Below are 17,387 nucleotides of genomic sequence, written 5' to 3' on the forward strand. Positions count from 1 at the left end.
CACATCATGTCGACGAAGACATCCAGCCGCTCAGCCGGCTCCCCGGCTAAGGTTGCAACCGCAAGCCTTATCGGCACAACGATTGAGTACTACGACTTTTTCATCTACGGCACAGCAGCCGCCCTCGTATTCCCCAAACTCTTCTTTCCGGAAGCTTCTCCCCTGATGGGTTCTTTGCTGGCCTTCGCTACCTTCGGTGTTGGATTTCTGGCCCGCCCCCTTGGCGGCGTCGTTTTCGGCCACTTCGGTGACCGCGTAGGCCGCAAGAAGATGCTGGTGATCTCCCTGGTGGGCATGGGTGCGGCCACATTCCTTATGGGAATTCTTCCCGGCTATGCACAGATAGGGATCGCTGCTCCCATCCTGCTGACTGTGCTCCGCCTTTTCCAGGGCTTCATGGTCGGCGGTGAGTGGGGTGGTGCGACACTGATGGCTGTCGAGCATGCACCTTTAGGCCGCAGGGGATTCTTCGGCGCCTTCCCGCAGATGGGCGCCCCCGCCGGAACCAGTCTCGCCACGGTGGCCTTCCTCATCACGGCGCAGCTCCCCGATACACAGTTCCTTGCCTGGGGCTGGAGGATTCCCTTCCTCATTAGCTCCCTGCTCGTTGTGGTGGGACTTGTCATCCGGCTGACCATCGCCGAGAGCCCTGCGTTTGCGGCCGCCCGCGAGAAGAAGGAACTCGTCAAGCTACCCATCAAAGAAGCCTTCCGCCGCCACCCGAAGGAGATATTCCTCGTTGCCGGCACCTACCTGAGTCAAGGCGTCTTCGCCTACATCACCATGTCCTACCTGGTGAACTACGCGACTACTGTCGTGAAGATTGATCGGTCCTCGGTGCTGTTGAGCGTTTTCGCCGCCGGCATCGTCGCCGTCATCCTCTACCCGATCTTCGGCTCCCTCTCGGATCGCATCGGACGCAAGTCCGTCTACTTCATTGGTGCAGCAGCCATGGGTGTGACCATCTGGCCGGCATTCCTCCTGATCAACACGGGCAGCGCCTTCAACTTCCTGATCGCCGTGGTTCTGGTCTTCGGCATAGCGATGGCTCCCGCCGCCGGCGTCACCGGTTCACTTTTTGCGCTGGTTTTTTCCAGGGAAGTCCGGTATACCGGCGCATCCGTGGGATACACCATCTCGCAAATCTTTGGCTCTGCCTTCGCTCCCTTGATCGCCACCGCGCTGCTGGCCGCCACCGGTACCAGCAACTCCATCGTGCTTTATATGGTTGCTGCCTCTGTTATCTCCGTCATCTCTGTGGCACTTCTTCCAGGCGGTTGGGGCAAGCGCGAAGCGCAGCGCCAGATCCAGCACGCCACCGACGAGGAGGATGCCCTGCGGGGTGCCGCTGCAGGCGCCTAAACCGCACCGAAAGCCGGAAGGCCGGTAACCGCATTGAAAGGCTGGCATACTAGCATTATGGCGACAGAGAATCAGCAAAGCGCGACAGGAAGAACATCGGGGGCCGGCGGTCGCTTGTCCGGACAGATGTATCAAATGGTCAAGAAGCGCCTTCTGGATGGAGACATCCCCGCCGGATCGCGTCTCTCAGTGGAGGCACTTCGCTCCGAATTCGGCGTCAGCAAGCAACCTGTCATGGAGGCACTGCGGCTCCTGGCCGGCGATGGACTCATCGAAATACTGCCCCAAATTGGTTCAGTCGTCATGTCATACCCCCAGCATGAGGTCCGCGACTTCTTCAAGATGTTCTCAGGCTTCGAAGGTGCCATCGCCGCGGTAGCAGCAACCCGGACCACTCCGGCAGGAATCAGGGAACTCGACGAAATTTCCCAACGAATCAAGGACCTTGGTTCGCATCCCGATGAACAAGTCCGCTCACGCGGATACCGGGAGCTCAATCGGGAGTTCCATGAACAGATTCACAAGATGGCAGGGTCCAGAATCATCAGCACCACCAGCAGACGCATGTGGGACTTAAGCGATTTCCTGATCAATACCCACGGACTTCCACGGCCCCTGGCCAACCACATCCCGGAACGCCAGGAGGATCATGACAAGATCCGCGACGCGCTTGCGGCCGGTGACGCTGACACCGCCAAAGCCGAGATGGAGCTGCATATCCTGGATACCACGTCACTCTTCGAACAACAGCCGGTATCAGCGGCCTAAGGAAAACGGAAAGGCACCCATCCCGAAGCAGGGAGGGTGCCTTTTCGTTTCTGACTAGGCTGTCCCCTACGAGCCCGTAGCACCGCCCACCTGCTCCCCCGCGTCAGAGTCACCGATTGCCGGCCGTTGATCTTGGGCAGCGGAAAAGGCGATAATACCTAGATGCGTACCGCTGAATGGAACAACTCGTCTTCAGTACTGGAGCGCGCCGGCCTTATCCTCGGTGCTTTTCGGATGGAGGACCAACAGCTGGGTATCTCTGAGCTCGCCCGAAGAACGGGACTGCCCAAATCGACTGTTTCCCGCCTTTGCGGCGAACTTCTGCGATTGCAGTTTTTGGAGCGCCATGGACCGGGCTTCCGTCTCGGCCTTGCCTTGTTCGAACTGGGCCAGATGGTGGTCACACCCAAGGAACTTCGCAGGCGCGCCATGGGAGTCATGGTTGACCTCCGAAACGCCACGGGCCAAACCGTTCATCTTGCGGTCCTGGACCCTCCTGACGTGGTGTACATCGAGATACTGCGCGGCCGTGGCACCCCTGCGCTACCCTCCCGCGTTGGTGGAAGGGTACCTGCCCACGCGACAGCAGTGGGAAAAGCCATGCTTGCTTTTTCCCCAACGCCCGTCCTCGATCGCGTTCTCGCATCCGGGCTGCAGCAACTGTCCCGCAGCACGATCAGTGACGAACAGGTGCTGCGGGCCCAGCTCATAGAAATCAGCGCCAAGGGCTTGGCCTTTGAGGAAAACGAATCCGCACCCGGTAGCGCATGCGTAGCCAGCCCTGTCCTGGACTCCGGAGGAGCTCTCGTGGCTGCCTTGTCCGCTTCGGGCTTAGCAGGCTTACTGGACACTGAACGCGTCGCTCCTGCGGTCCGTACTGCCGCCTTGGCCCTGGGTCGCCAGCTCCCCCGTAACAGCGCTCTAACCAGCGACTGAAACATCGTTCTGCAAATCGGGTTGCCTATGAACCGCTGAGTGGCACAGAAGTTTGCAGTCCGCTTCGTCTTCTCTGAGGATGGGACCCACGTCACAACGCAGTGGCGGTTCCCTAGTGAAGAGAAGCAGAATGACAAACACAATGCGGGCGGCACGGCTGCATGAAGTAGGCGGAAAGTTCCAGATCGACGAAGTGCCCGTACCCACCCCTGGTGACTATGACGTGGTCATCAAAGTCGAATCCGCCAACCTGGTTCAGAACCTCAGGAACGTGATCTCCACCTACCCATCGCAGAAGCCGTTTTTGCCCCTGCCGGAACTCCCCGCCATCTTCGGCATGGACACCGCCGGCACGATTAGCGAGGTGGGGCCGCGGGTAAGGAATCTGAAGCCGGGCGATCGGGTCTACTTGAATCCTGGCCGTGACTCAGGCGACTCCTGGGCGTCACGCACCGGAGATCCTCTTAGCGACACTGCCTACACATTCCAGGGCTACTTCGGCTTCGGACCGGGCTCAACCGAGATTCACAAGGACTACCCCCACGGGGGAATGTGCCAGTATGTGAAGGCACCGGCATCTGGAATCATTCGCATACCTGCAAACGTCCCCATGGACCATGCATCACGGTTCGGGTATCTGGGCACCGCCTACTCCGGCCTCCGGAAGGGCGATGTGCGCGCTGGTAGCAACCTCCTTATCCACGGGGTGACGGGCACGCTCGGCCTGAGCGCCGTGCTGCTGGCACTGGCCATGGGTGCTACCAAGATTTTCGGGGTGGCCCGGAACCGGGAGCTGCTCGAGCGGATCCGCCACATCGCCCCTGACCGCATCCACACCATGGCCTACGACGACGGTAACGTCGGAGACTGGGTCCGCGAGAACACAGACGGCCTTGGCGCTGACGTTTACCTTGACGCACTTGGTGACAAGGCCACCGCGGACGTGAGCATGGCCGGTATCTGGGCCCTGCGCCGAGGAGGGCGCATGGTCAGCATTGGCGCCATGCCCGAGAATCTCCCAGTACCGATGTACCGGCTCATGACCATGCAAATCGATCTGCTCACCTCACTATGGTTCAGCGTGGCCGAAGGCGAGGAAATGGCCAGAATGGCTGCCGCCGGCACTCTGGACCTAAGCCACTTCGAGGCATGGCACTACAGCCTCGAAGAGGCAAACCAGGCCATCGATGCGGCAACTGACCGCGCTGGCGGCTTCACATCCATCATCCTCAAGCCAAACGAATAGACCGGGAGCACGCCAATGAACACCCTCAACCCTGCTGCAACGGCACTCTTGGTCGTCCACCTGCAACATGACACCGTCTCCCCCGGCACAGCCTTCGGAGCGCTCTTCAGCCAGGAAGTGCAGTCACGGAACATCCTCGCTAACTGCCACAGCGCCATGAGCGCTGTCCGAGAAGCAGGTGGGCTTGTGGTTCCACTACGGATCGCCTTCGCCCCCGACTACTCAAACCTTGACCCGTCCGTCCCTCTACTGCAATTGGCTCAAGAGGCCGACTGCCTAAAAGAAGGCACCGAAGGCTCTGCCATCGTTCCGGAAATAACGATCCTCGACCAGGACGTCGTGGTCACCCACCAATTGCCCGGCCCTTTCAGCCGCTCGCTACTGAACGAGCTGCTCAAGTCCCGGGGCATCGAAAATGTCGTCGTATGCGGGGTCGCTACCAACGCCTCAGTCGAAAGCGCAGTACGCCAAGCTTCCGACCTTGGTTACAAGACGTACATCCTCTCGGACGCCGCCTCCGCAGTAGACGAAACAGCCCATCAGGCGTCCGTCGCTTCCATGGCGCTGTTTGCCCGCGTCATCACGCTCCCGAAGCTGAAAGCCTCATTGCCGGCCGCACCCGGCAAGCACTCCCAATAAGTCTCCCGCTCAGCAAGTCCGGGAAGGCCGGCGACGGCCCGACGTCCTGTCACGGCAAAACCGTGGAGCCGCCGGGCTATCGCAAACACCTGCTTGCATGCTAGCATTTCTACAGAGGTGCCATACATCACACAAAGACGTGAAGGAACAGCAATGTCTTCAAATTTCACCGACATCGTCGGTGCTGCGGATCTCCGGGACAGGGAGGCGGATCCCGCCTCGGCCTACGACACGGATGTTGTCATCGTTGGAACCGGACCTACCGGAGGGACTGCCGCCCTCGCTTTGGCTTCCTATGGAATCAGGACCATGATGGTCTCCCAGTGGTCCTGGCTGGCCAACACGCCGCGCGCGCACATCACCAACCAACGGGCTGTTGAGGTTCTTCGCGACCTTGGCGTGGAAGAGGAAGCCCGGCGCTACGCCGTGCCATGGAAAGAAATGGGCGACACCCTGTTCACGACTTCACTGGCCGGCCCGGAGATCGCCCGACTGCAGACGTGGGGTACCGGCGACGCCAGGTCCGGCGAGTACGTCCAGGCCAGTCCGTGCACGATGCTGGACATTCCGCAGACCTATATGGAACCGCTGCTGGTCAAGAACGCGGCAGAACGGGGGGCGAAGGTTTCCTTCTCCACCAAGTACCTGGGCCACGCTCAGGATGAGCACGGTGTAACAGTTCGCCTGCTGAACCGGAACTCCGGCCAGGAGTACTCGGTGCGTGCCCGGTACCTGATCGGGGCTGACGGGGCCAAGAGCCAGATCGCGGAAGAGATCGGGCTGGAAATTGTTGGCCACACGGCAAGGGCGGGCACAGCCTACGTACGCTTCCACGCCGACCTGAGCCGATACGTCCAGCACCGTCCCAGCATCCTGCATTGGATCATGAACCCTGCGGCCGCCTTCGGTGAAATCGGCATGGGGCTGCTGCGTTGCGTCCGGCCGTGGAATGAATGGATCGCCGGCTGGGGCTTTGACAAGGAAGCCGGAGAGCCGGATCTGAGCATTGAGGCCGTCACCGCGCAAATCCGAACCCTGGTTGGCGACCCTTCTCTGGAACTGGAAGTTGAGGGGGTTTCGACCTGGTACGTCAACCAGCAGCATGCGCTGTCGATGTCGAAGGGCAGGGTCTTCTGCGGCGGGGATGCTACTCACCGGCACCCGCCAAGCAGCGGGCTGGGCTCCAACACCTGCATGCAGGACGCCTTCAATCTGGCCTGGAAACTGGCCTTCGCGATCAAGGGCTACGCAGGGCCGGCACTGCTGGAAACCTATTCGACAGAGCGGGTTCCCGTTGGCGCACAAATCGTCGCCCGCGCAAACCAGTCCCGCTTGGATTACGCCCCCCTGCGTGACTGCTTCAACACCGACGCCGGAAACGGAACGCGCACCGTCGAAGCGGGCCTTGCCCGGCTGCGCGCCACCACAGCCGAAGGCGCCGAACTGCGGCAACGCCTCGGCCAAGCTCTCGAGCTGAAGAACTACGAGTTCAACGCTCATGGAGTGGAACTGAACCAGCGTTATGCCAGTGCAGCTGTCGTCCCCGACGGAACGCCGGAGGAAAAGTTCGAACGCGATCCCCAGCTGCACGTTCAGCCCACGACGCGTCCCGGTGCCAAACTCCCCCACGCCTGGCTGGTGGATGCATCAGGCCGCCGCGTATCGACATTGGACGTCACCGGTCATGGCAAGTTCTCCCTGGTCACCGGGCTCTCCGGGCAGGCCTGGAAACAAGCTGCAGAACGGCTGGACCTGCCATACCTGCGCACCGTCGTGGTCGGCGAGCCCGGCTACGAGGACCCTTACGCCTACTGGGCAAAGGCGCGGGAAACCGAAGAAGCCGGTGCACTGCTTGTGCGCCCCGACGGCTATGTCGCCTGGCGCCAGCTCTCATCGGTGTGGGAGGCAGATGAGGCTGAGGCACAGCTACGAGAGGCCCTCGAAACCATCCTCGCCACTCCCCTTCGTCACCCCGTACCGGCCCGCTAACCCCATTACCAAACTTTTCGGAAGGACTCACCATGCCCACGGCACAAATCCCCGCATACACCACAGACAAATTTTTCGGGCTGGAAGACAAATGGCTCGAAACCGCGCCCGGCGAGCTGACCCACTACCACGAACTGGGCGAGGGGACCCCGATTCTGTTCCTTCACGGATCCGGCACCGGCGTCACCGCAGCGGCAAACTGGTGGCTCAACCTTCCCGAGCTTTCTGAGCTCGGCCGGTGCATCGCTATCGACTCCATCGGCTACGGGCAAAGCGTCGTTGCCCCGGGGACGCAGTACGGAATCCGCGAATGGGTACGCCACGCCGTCCGTGTCCTCGATGCCTTGGGCATCGAAAAGACATGGATTGTTGGAAACTCCCTTGGTGGATGGCTCGCGTTCCAGTTCGCCATCGACTACCCCGAACGGCTGCTCGGCATCGTCTCCATGGGAACCGGCGGGGCAAAGCTCACCGGCGCCCTGGCCGGGCACTCCAAACCGGACCTCTCCGAGGCTGGTATCCGGAAGACGCTGGAAATGTTCGTCGTGGATAAGTCCCTCGTCACTGACGAGCTCGTGGCCCTGCGCTACCAGGCAGCCCTGAACGATACGGCTGCGGACCGACTAGGGGAAGTCGTCGCGGCCCGCGACCGCGACCGCACCGAGCTGCCACTGGACTTTGACGTTCTCTCGAAACTCGACGTTCCGGTCCTGCTCATCCATGGAGTTCAGGATGTCGTCATTCCGGTCTCCCGCACATGGGAACTGCTCAACATCATTCCGAACGCCGACGCCCACATCTTCAGCCAATGCGGCCACTGGTCCCAGGTAGAGCGGGCCGAAGAATTCAACTCCGTCCTAAAGCAGTATTTCAACGCCCGCGGTGTCGGACGCTGACAGAAGCCGGAAAGAGAGGACACACAATGAACCAGGCACTCGTGTGCATGTCACACAGCCCTCTGCTTGAGCACGGCAACCCTGAACCAGAAGTAAAGGCACAGGTCGAGGCAGCCTTCGACCAGGCCCGCCAGTTCGTCACCGATTTCGACCCCGACCTGGTCATCAACTTCGGACCTGACCACTACAACGGCTTTTTTTACGATCTCATGCCGCCGTTCTGTATCGGCTACGAAGCCTACGGAAGCGGAGACTATGACTCGTTCGCCGGCAAGCTGGACGTCCCCACCGAGATCGCCGAGAAACTGGCCCAGCACGTGATTGACCGGGACCTCGACACGGCAATCTCCCGCCGCATGGAAGTGGACCACGGAGCAGTCCAGCCCATGGAGATCCTCTACCGGGGCAACGTCACCGCCAAGCCCGTCATCCCGATTTTCATCAACTCCGTCGCACCACCCTTCTCCAAGGTTCAGCGTGTGCGCAAGTTCGGCGAGGCAATCGGTGACTACTTCAAAAACTCCGACAAGAAGGTACTGTTCATCGGCTCCGGCGGACTCTCGCACGACCCGCCAGTCCCGCAAATCGCCACGGCGACCCCCGAACAGCGCGCCATGCTGACCAACGGACGCAACCCCACCCCCGAGGCGCGTGCAGCCCGACAAGCCAGGACTATCGCCACGGCGGAGGCCTTTGCCCGTGGCGAGGCCGACATCATGGACCTCAACCCGGAGTGGGACCGTGCCTTCCTGGACGTATGCCGCTCCGGCCAGGTGGAAGGCTTCGACGCCTATGATCCTGAAGAAATGAACAGGGTCGCCGGGCATTCTTCCCACGAAGTACGGACCTGGGTGGCAGCCTACTCAGCGCTAAGGGCGTGCGGTGAGTATGAGGTGAGCTACGAGTTCTACAAGCCCATCAAGGAGTACATCGCCGGCTTCGGCATCACCACGGCGGTGCTCAAAAATGCCTGAACAATACCTTCACCCCTGCGAGGCAACAAAATGACGCTCACCCAATCCCCCGTGGTCACAGCTGATGAGCAGCTGACGGAGGCCCTCCTTTCCGGTACGCCTTGTCCCCCTGTTCGGGATGTCCTCGGTGATGACCTGGCATCGGCCTATACAGTTCAGGAGCTGGGCATCCAGCGCCGCACCGAACGTGGCGCCATGCGCGTGGGCAGGAAGGTCGGGCTCACCTCGCCGGCCGTTCAGGCGCAGCTCGGGGTGGATCAACCGGATTTCGGTGTCCTGCTGGACGAAATGCAGGTGCCCGCTGACGGAATCGTCACCGGGCACCGGCTAATCGCCCCGCGGATCGAGGCTGAGATCGCGTTCATCCTCGCTGAAGATATCGACGATCCGGACCCCGAAAAGGTGCGGCGCGCAGTGGACTACGCGGCACCGGCCCTGGAAATCGTTGACAGCCGGATCAGTAACTGGGATATCGGCATCGTCGACACCGTCGCTGACAACGCCTCCAGCGGCCTGTTCGTCATCGGCGAGCAGCGGGCAAAGCTCAATGAATTCGTCCCCGCCGACGTAACCATGGCCATGACCCGCAACGGGGAGGAAGCATCGCGAGGGAACGGGGCAGCCTGCCTCGGAGACCCTCTGAACGCGCTGGTCTGGGTGGCCCAAACGGCTGCTGACTTGGGCAGGCCGCTCCGCGCCGGGGAGATCATTCTCTCCGGCGCCCTGGGGCCCATGATCCCCTTCCTCCCCAACGAACCAATCGAAGCGACCATCACCGGTCTCGGGACCGTCCGGGCCGTACTCAACCAGGAGAAGCCATGACCGCAAAAGTCGCGATCATCGGATCCGGAAATATCGGAACCGACCTCATGTTCAAAATCAAGAGGCTCTCGCAGCACCTTGAAATGGGGGTCTTCGTCGGCATTGACCCCGCCTCCGACGGCCTTGCCCGCGCCCGCCGGATCGGTGTGGCCACCACGGCCGACGGCGTCGAAGGCCTGATCGCTATGCCCGAATTCCAGGACATCGAGGTCATCTTTGACGCCACCTCAGCCGGCGCCCACCGCTACAACGCCGAGAAACTCGAACCCTACGGCAAAAGGCTGATCGACCTCACTCCGGCAGCCATCGGACCCTTCGTCGTTCCACCCGTAAACCTGGACGAACACCTGGACGCCCCCGACGTCAACATGGTTACCTGCGGCGGCCAGGCCACCATCCCGGTGGTCGCGGCAGTCGGCAAGGCAGCCCCTGTCCACTACGCCGAGATCGTCGCCTCCATCTCGTCGAAATCAGCCGGCCCCGGAACCCGGGCCAACATCGACGAGTTCACCGAAACGACATCCGAAGCGATCGTGAACGTCGGCGGCGCCGCCGCGGGCAAAGCAATCATCGTCCTAAACCCCGCCGACCCGCCCGTCATCATGCGCGACACTGTCCTCTGCCTCGTGGACCGGCTGGATGAGGCCGGACGGGCCGCGGTCGAGGAATCCGTCGCCCAGATGGTCGGATCAGTGGCCGAATACGTGCCGGGATACCGGCTCAAGCAAAGCGTCCAGTTCCAGGACGAAGGGACCGACGTCGAGGCCCTCATCCCCGAGGAGCGCCGCACAGGAAGCTACACACGCGTCAGCGTGTTCCTGGAAGTAGAAGGGGCGGCCCATTACCTGCCGTCCTACGCCGGCAACCTGGACATCATGACCTCGGCCGCGCTGCGCGTCGCCGAACGCCTGGTCACCGCACGAGAGGGAGCAACCCGATGAGCAGCCACAACGACACGAATCCCGCCAAGGTCTTCCTTCAGGACGTGACCCTCAGGGACGGCATGCACGCCGTCCGGCACCGGATCTCCATCGAAAACACCCGCAAAATTGCCGCTGCCCTGGACGCCGCGGGCGTTGACGCGATCGAGGTCTCCCACGGCGACGGCCTCGCGGGCAGCAGCCTCACGTACGGCCCCGGGAGCCACACCGACTGGGAATGGATCGAGGCAGCAGCAGACGTCGTAAAGAACGCACGCCTGACGACCCTGATCCTGCCGGGAATCGGCACGGTCAAGGAACTCAAGCACGCCTACGACCTGGGCGTCCGATCAGTTCGCGTCGCCACTCACTGCACCGAAGCAGACGTCTCCGCCCAGCACATCAGCACGGCGCGGGAAATCGGCATGGATGTCTCCGGGTTCCTGATGATGTCCCACATGATCCCCGCTGAGGAACTCATCAAGCAGGCCCTATTGATGGAGTCCTACGGCGCTAACTGCGTTTACGTCACCGACTCCGGTGGAGGCCTCACCATGGATGGGGTCCGATCACGGGTCAAGGCATACCGGCAAGCCCTCAGGCCCGAAACCGAGATCGGCATCCACGCCCACCAGAACCTGTCCCTGGCCGTGGCGAACTCAGTGGTCGCCGTCGAGGAGGGCGCCTACCGGGTGGACGCCTCCTTGGCAGGGCACGGCGCCGGAGCCGGCAACACCCCGATCGAACCCTTCGCCGCGGTTGCCACTCTGCAAGGCTGGCATCATGGGGCCGACCTGTTTGCCCTTCAGGACGCAGCCGACGAACTGGTCCGCCCGCTGCACGACCGACCCGTGCAGGTCGACCGGCAAACACTCACGCTGGGCTACGCCGGTGTCTACTCCAGCTTCCTTCGCCACGCGGAGCGGGCAGCCGACACTTACGGCCTGGACGCCAGAGACATCCTCGTCGAAGTAGGCCGCCGAAAGCTGATCGGGGGCCAGGAAGACATGATCGCCGACGTCGCCCTCGACCTGATCAAGACCGCAGCACACGCCTAACCACGCACATGAGCCCGCAGGCACTCCGGTGCCTGCGGGCTCGCCGCACCCCCCATACCCCCCCCTTCCTCGACAGGAAAGCAATGACGCTCCCCTCTCCCCCGCGCCCCGCCCAGCTTCCCTCTGCCGCCCGCACAGCGACCAACAGGAAGGCAGCACGATGACTGAAGCACTGCTGCAAAACGCTCTGAACATTCAGGTTGCCCCGGAAACTGGCCAGAAGTCGGCCGGACACGTCATTGTCGATACCCTGGTCGCCCACGGCATCAGACGGACCCACGTCGTGCCCGGTGAGAGCTTCTTGGACGTCTTGGACGGCCTCCACGACTCGCCAATTGAGACGATTGTCTGCCGTCACGAGGGCGGGGCAACGTACATGGCCGAAGCTGACGGCAAAATGAACCAGCTGCCGGGTATAGCGATGGTAACCCGGGGCCCCGGTGCGGCTAATGCGCACGTTGGTCTGCACACGGCGTGGCAGGACTCGACCCCGATGGTGCTGTTCGTCGGGCTGATTCCCTTCGCGCATCGGGATCGCGAGGCGTTCCAGGAGTTCGATATCAAGGCCTGGTTCGATACCGGAGCCAAGCGCGTCATGGTCCTCGATCACGCCCAAAGGGCATCGGAGATCGTCGCGGAAGCGCTTTTCGCGGCCATGAGCGGCAGGCCCGGCCCAGTCGTGGTGGGCTTGCCGGAGGATGTGATCCGGCAGCAGATCAGCGCCGAGCTGCATCCCCCGATTCCGGTGGCCACTGGCGGTATGACAACAGTCGATTCTGAGGCCCTTGCGAAGGCCTTGGCCGCGTCCAGCAAGCCCCTTTTTGTCACCGGCGGCAATGACTGGACACAGGAAGGCGCAGACCAGCTCACCCGCTGGCTGGAAAAGCACCACATCCCCGCAGCAGCCGAATGGCGTACCCAAGGCACCGTCCCCTTCGACTCCCCCTCCTACGTTGGACCCATCGGCTACGGACGGCCCCGCCCGACATATGACCTGCTGGAGGAAACCGACCTGCTTGTCTTTGTGGGAACAGTGCCGGGCGATGTCATCACCGACGGGTTCCTGTGCCGGCAGGACTGGAACAAGAAGAACTTCCTGGTCACCATCGACCCGTCACTCCGGGGCCGTTCCGGCCCTGTCTCCTACCAGATCGTGGCCAAGCCCGATGTTTTCGTGCGCGACCTGGCCAAGATCGAACTCCCGGTCAAAAGCGAGTGGCAGACCTGGACAGCGAGGATGCGCGGGGAGCAGGAAGCTTTCGCCGCCCTCCCGCCAGCAACTCCCAGCGAAGGCCAGGCCCGCATGGACACCCTGATGGCCAATCTTGTCCCCACGCTGCCGGTGGACGCCATGGTTACCCTAGGTGCCGGCGAGCACACCAACTGGGCCCACCGCTACTTCCCCACCCAGCGGTATGCATCGATGATCAGCGCGCGCAATGGCTCCATGGGGTACTCCGTTCCTTCCGCAATCGCCGCGTCACTGGAGTACCCGGGCAGGCGTGTGGTCACCATCGCCGGCGACGGCGAATTCCTGATGAACGGTCAGGAACTGGCCACTGCAGCCCAGTACGGCGCAACCCCCTTGGTGATCGTGATGGACAACCAGGAATACGGAACCATCCGCACACACCAGGAACGCCACTACCCATACCGGGTCTCGGGAACGCAGCTCAAAAATCCCGACTTCGCTCTCATGGCACGGGCCTTCGGCGGCTTCGGCATCAAAGTCGAACGCGACGCCGATGTTCCCGATGCCATCACCACCGCCCTCAAGGCGATAGACGAGGACAAGGTGTTCGCACTCATCCACCTCCTGGTTGAGCAACGAGTCAAGGCCTACTACTAAAGACGCCCTCCGGTGTTTCCGCCTCTCGAAAACCCTACCTTTAAAGGATTTCCTTATGACTGTTTCTGAGCTGTCCCCTGCTGACCCGCGTGAGCGGGAGACTTCCCTGCTGGCAGCCGTGCCCACCGGGTTGCTGATCGATGGTGAATGGCGGGAGGCATCCGACGACGGCACTTTCGATGTGCAGGATCCCGCCACCGGCCAGGTGCTCGCCACCCTCGCCTCCGCTACCAGCGAGGACGCCATCGCTGCCCTGGACGCTGCTGACAGGGCACAGGCCGAGTGGGCGCGCACCGCGCCCCGCGTGCGGGCCGAGATCCTGCGCCGCGCCTTCGACCTGGTCACCGAACGTGCCGAGGACTTCGCGCTGCTGATGACCCTGGAAATGGGCAAGCCCCTTGCCGAGGCACGCGGCGAAGTCACTTATGGTGCGGAGTTCCTGCGCTGGTTCTCCGAGGAAACCGTCCGAGACTACGGCCGCTACCTCACCACCCCGGAAGGCAAGAACAAGATCCTGGTCCAGCACAAACCCGTCGGACCCTGCCTGCTCATCACCCCTTGGAACTTCCCGCTCGCCATGGCCACCCGCAAAGTCGCCCCCGCCGTCGCCGCCGGTTGCACCATGGTCCTCAAACCGGCCAAACTCACCCCGCTCACAGCGCAGTACTTCGCGCAGACCATGCTCGATGCCGGCCTGCCCGCCGGGGTCCTGAACGTCGTCGCCTCCGCCTCAGCGTCGGGCATATCGGGTCCCCTGCTGAAGGATTCCCGCCTGCGCAAGGTCTCCTTCACCGGCTCCACACCTGTCGGTAAGCAGCTGATGGCAGACGCTGCGCAGAATGTGCTGCGCACCTCCATGGAACTCGGCGGGAACGCGCCGTTCATTGTGTTCGAGGACGCCGACCTCGACGCTGCCGTCGAGGGTGCCATGGCGGCGAAGATGAGGAACATGGGTGAAGCCTGCACCGCCGCCAACCGGTTCCTCGTCCACGCATCCGTAGCCCAGGAATTCACCCGCAAGTTCGCCGCCGCCATGGGGGCCCTGGCCACGGGCCGCGGCACCGACCCGGAAACGAAAGTCGGGCCCCTGATCGACGCCGGCGCCCGGGATGACGTACACGCCCTGGTCACGGCCGCCGTCGATGCCGGAGCCGTCGCCGTGACCGGCGGTGCACCGCTCGACGGGCCAGGCTACTTCTACCAGCCCACCGTCCTTGCCGACGTCCCGAACGATGCCGCGATCCTGGGCCAGGAAATCTTCGGCCCCGTCGCACCCGTCACCACCTTCACCACCGAAGAAGACGCCATCCGGCTCGCCAACAACACCGAGTACGGGCTCGCGTCCTACCTCTACAGCCGCGACTTCAACCGGCTCCTCCGAGTGGCGGAACAGATCGAGTTCGGCATGGTCGGCTTCAACGCCGGCGTCATCTCCAACGCCGCAGCACCCTTCGGCGGCGTCAAGCAATCAGGTCTCGGCCGTGAAGGCGGCTCCGAAGGCATCGCCGAATACACCACTACCCAATACATCGGTATCAGCGACCCCTACACCGCGTGAACAGGCATGGGAGCTGCAACCGCTTGGCCCCCGAATGCGGCTACCTCGGCTGGGCGACTGAGAACCATCCAGCCAGGGGGCACTCCCAAGGACCAGGCGCTTTCCCACCGCACCTACTTTCAAGGACACAGCAAGCAATGAAACTCCTCACGCTCCGCCTTGGCAATGGCGTCACCACAGCGGTCCGGCAGGACGGCGACACCCTCACCGAGATTCCCGGCTTTTCCGATGTCGGCGCCCTGCTGAAAGACCCCAACTGGGAGAGCACTGCGAAGACAGCTGAGGGCACAACGCACCCCTATGACGGCGCCGATCTCGCCGCCGTCGTGCCGTCCCCGGGCAAGATCATCTGCGTGGGCCAAAACTATCGGAACCACATCGAAGAGATGGGGCATGATGTTCCGGCGTACCCCACACTGTTCGCCAAATACGCCGAGTCCCTGATCGGTCCGAACGACGACCTGATCCTGCCGGAGGAATCGGACACCGTGGACTGGGAGGCCGAGCTCGCCGTCGTGATCGGTAGGGCCGGGCGGCGGATTCCCGAAGCCCAGGCGGGGGATCACATCGCCGGGTATTCAGTGCTGAACGACGTCAGCATGCGTGACTACCAGTTCCGCACCGTGCAGTGGCTGCAGGGCAAGACTTGGGAAAAGTCCACGCCATTCGGGCCGGCTATGCTCACTCAGGACGAGTTCCTGCCGGGCCCCCTGATGACCTCAGCCGTGGACGGCGAAGTCCAACAGAGCACCCCTACCTCGGACCTGGTGTTCACCCCGGAGTTCCTGGTCTCCTACATCTCCAGGATCATTACGCTGAATCCGGGCGACGTGATTTCCACGGGCACCCCTGGCGGCGTGGGCCACGCCCAGGACCCCAAGCGCTACCTGCAGGAGGGCCAGGTCCTGGTCACCACCGTCGAAGGCCTGGGCCAGCTGCGAAACCGGGTGGTCAAGGAAGCTTGATCGGCGAGTTAGCAGGGTCCGGGGGCTGGCCTTTGCAACGCACCCTGAGCCATCTTTCGTCCGCCGCGTAACGCCCACGGTTCTTTCACGGGCCCGGAAACCGCCCGTGAAAATGAGACGTGAGATGGTGTATGGGTGAACAGCCCAGTGCGCCGTACCCGGAACGGGGCAGCCCGCCATGACGCGATCGTCAGGGCTGCCGGTCAACTTTTTGCACAAAAGGGTTACTGGAGCATTTCCTTGCGCCAGGTCGCACGGGAAGCCGGGATCTCGATGCAGGGGTTGTTGCGTTATTTCCCTTCAAAGGAAGATCTGCTCACAGCCGTGCTGGACGGGCTCCGGGAACGACGAGCCGAGGGCGGCCCGGTCATGGCGGACACCATGGTGAGCCTCGACGTATTCGCCGAGCTCGCGGAGCGCAACCAGCAATTGGAAGGCTACTCGGAGGTCTACAGTGTCCTTCTGGGTGAGGCGAGCAACCCCGATCATCCGGCGCATCTTCGCTTCGTTGAACGGGCCAGACGCGTGCAGGACGTGATCACAAACCATTTCCTCAGTGCTGTCGAGCGCGGGGAGTTGCCCCAGGACATAGACGTGGTTGGAGAAGCCAGGCGTTTTCAGGCTGCGTGGGATGGCCTGCAACTGCATTCCCTATATTCGCCTGACGTCAACGTCCCGGCGATGCTTCGCCGACGTCTGGAACAGATGGCAGGAAGGATTCCACGCGGATTCGGCAGCTCACTTCCAAATATCGCACCTGCTGCCCCGCCCCGGGTCCGCGAGCTGGACAAGGACGGGTATTCGGCCGGCAGACAAACCCGCGATTGCCTCTTGCGCGCAGCCGTTGACCTCTTTTCGGGCGAGGGCTATCACAACACCAGCCTGGCCGACATCAGCCGCCGCGCCGGGATCGCAAAATCCACCGTCTTCCATCACTTTGCCACCAAGGAGCATCTGCTCATCGCGGTCATAAACCGCTGGCGCCGCTCTTTGGACGACGCCCGGGACAGCGAGCTTGAGACTGACAGCTTTTGGGACCATCTCGTCAAAACCGCAACCTACGAATTGAGTTCCGCCAGCATGCTCAGGCTGTCCGTCGTTCTGGCAAGCGAAGCGCGCCCGGCAGATCATCCCGCTCACGACTACGTCGACGAGCGGCTGCAACGGTCCAGGTCTGACTTTGCACTGGCTGCTGGGGGTCTGGGATTGTCCGATCCGGCCACCGAGGGGGTTTGGTTGGCCGCGCTGCTGGATGGGTTGCGGATTGGCTGGCTGTACGACCCCATGTCCGTCGACGTGGCCTCCGACATGGAGGCGCACCTCGGCAGCCTGGCGAAGACCGCCCTTCGCGATTCAGGTTCCTGAAGTAGCCCTGAGACCAGGCGAGGGCCCGAACCTGCTTCCG

15 protein-coding genes are annotated in these 17,387 nt (G+C 62.6%); all 15 read left to right on the forward strand.

Annotated elements, in window-relative coordinates; genetic code table 11:
- Positions 1-6: 6 nt before the first annotated feature.
- The 15 genes from ACTHQS_RS14505 to ACTHQS_RS14575 all read left to right on the forward strand — a co-directional run bounded on the left by ACTHQS_RS14505 (position 7) and on the right by ACTHQS_RS14575 (position 17,347).
- Positions 7-1,362: an MFS transporter gene (locus ACTHQS_RS14505; RefSeq protein WP_440170205.1), complete on the forward strand. Its 1,356-nt coding sequence runs from the start codon at positions 7-9 to the stop codon at positions 1,360-1,362.
- Positions 1,363-1,488: 126 nt separating this feature from the next.
- Positions 1,489-2,130 (forward strand): GntR family transcriptional regulator, encoded by a 642-nt coding sequence (locus tag ACTHQS_RS14510; protein ID WP_440170612.1) that lies wholly within the window; start codon positions 1,489-1,491, stop codon positions 2,128-2,130.
- Positions 2,131-2,292: 162 nt separating this feature from the next.
- Positions 2,293-3,066, forward strand: coding sequence for an IclR family transcriptional regulator (locus ACTHQS_RS14515; RefSeq protein ID WP_440170206.1), 774 nt, complete (start codon positions 2,293-2,295; stop codon positions 3,064-3,066).
- A 130-nt stretch (positions 3,067-3,196) separates the two neighbouring features.
- A complete protein-coding gene (locus tag ACTHQS_RS14520) occupies positions 3,197-4,312 on the forward strand; it encodes an alcohol dehydrogenase catalytic domain-containing protein (RefSeq protein ID WP_440170208.1) in 1,116 nt (371 codons plus the stop codon).
- Positions 4,313-4,327: 15 nt separating this feature from the next.
- The gene (locus ACTHQS_RS14525) at positions 4,328-4,951 is read left to right on the forward strand and encodes a cysteine hydrolase family protein (protein WP_440170211.1); all 624 of its coding nucleotides are present in this window, start codon (positions 4,328-4,330) and stop codon (positions 4,949-4,951) included.
- A 153-nt stretch (positions 4,952-5,104) separates the two neighbouring features.
- Complete coding sequence (locus ACTHQS_RS14530) at positions 5,105-6,940, forward strand: FAD-dependent monooxygenase (protein WP_440170213.1); 1,836 nt, start codon at positions 5,105-5,107, stop codon at positions 6,938-6,940.
- 32 nt (positions 6,941-6,972) lie between these two features.
- Positions 6,973-7,836, forward strand: coding sequence for an alpha/beta fold hydrolase (locus tag ACTHQS_RS14535; protein ID WP_440170215.1), 864 nt, complete (start codon positions 6,973-6,975; stop codon positions 7,834-7,836).
- Positions 7,837-7,862: 26 nt separating this feature from the next.
- On the forward strand, positions 7,863-8,810 hold the full coding sequence (locus ACTHQS_RS14540; protein WP_440170218.1) for a 3-carboxyethylcatechol 2,3-dioxygenase: 948 nt from the start codon (positions 7,863-7,865) through the stop codon (positions 8,808-8,810).
- Positions 8,811-8,840: 30 nt separating this feature from the next.
- Positions 8,841-9,632 (forward strand): 2-keto-4-pentenoate hydratase, encoded by a 792-nt coding sequence (locus ACTHQS_RS14545; RefSeq protein ID WP_440170221.1) that lies wholly within the window; start codon positions 8,841-8,843, stop codon positions 9,630-9,632.
- Complete coding sequence (locus tag ACTHQS_RS14550) at positions 9,629-10,573, forward strand: acetaldehyde dehydrogenase (acetylating) (protein ID WP_284980071.1); 945 nt, start codon at positions 9,629-9,631, stop codon at positions 10,571-10,573. Before ACTHQS_RS14545 ends, ACTHQS_RS14550 begins: the two co-directional genes overlap by 4 nt.
- Positions 10,570-11,610, forward strand: a complete 1,041-nt coding sequence (gene dmpG, locus ACTHQS_RS14555; protein WP_440170224.1) for a 4-hydroxy-2-oxovalerate aldolase — start codon at positions 10,570-10,572, stop codon at positions 11,608-11,610. The genes ACTHQS_RS14550 and dmpG overlap by 4 nt, the downstream gene beginning before the upstream one ends.
- 160 nt (positions 11,611-11,770) lie before the next feature.
- Entirely contained in the window at positions 11,771-13,459 is a 1,689-nt protein-coding gene (locus ACTHQS_RS14560) for a thiamine pyrophosphate-dependent enzyme (RefSeq protein WP_440170226.1), read from the forward strand.
- 55 nt (positions 13,460-13,514) lie between these two features.
- Positions 13,515-15,017, forward strand: a complete 1,503-nt coding sequence (locus ACTHQS_RS14565) for an NAD-dependent succinate-semialdehyde dehydrogenase (RefSeq protein WP_440170229.1) — start codon at positions 13,515-13,517, stop codon at positions 15,015-15,017.
- 137 nt (positions 15,018-15,154) lie between these two features.
- Complete coding sequence (locus ACTHQS_RS14570) at positions 15,155-15,982, forward strand: fumarylacetoacetate hydrolase family protein (RefSeq protein ID WP_440170232.1); 828 nt, start codon at positions 15,155-15,157, stop codon at positions 15,980-15,982.
- Positions 15,983-16,117: 135 nt separating this feature from the next.
- A complete protein-coding gene (locus ACTHQS_RS14575; RefSeq protein ID WP_440170234.1) occupies positions 16,118-17,347 on the forward strand; it encodes a TetR/AcrR family transcriptional regulator in 1,230 nt (409 codons plus the stop codon).
- Positions 17,348-17,387 lie beyond the last annotated feature (40 nt).

The organism is Arthrobacter sp. SAFR-044 (genome assembly GCF_051965175.1).
Lineage (GTDB): Bacteria > Actinomycetota > Actinomycetes > Actinomycetales > Micrococcaceae > Arthrobacter.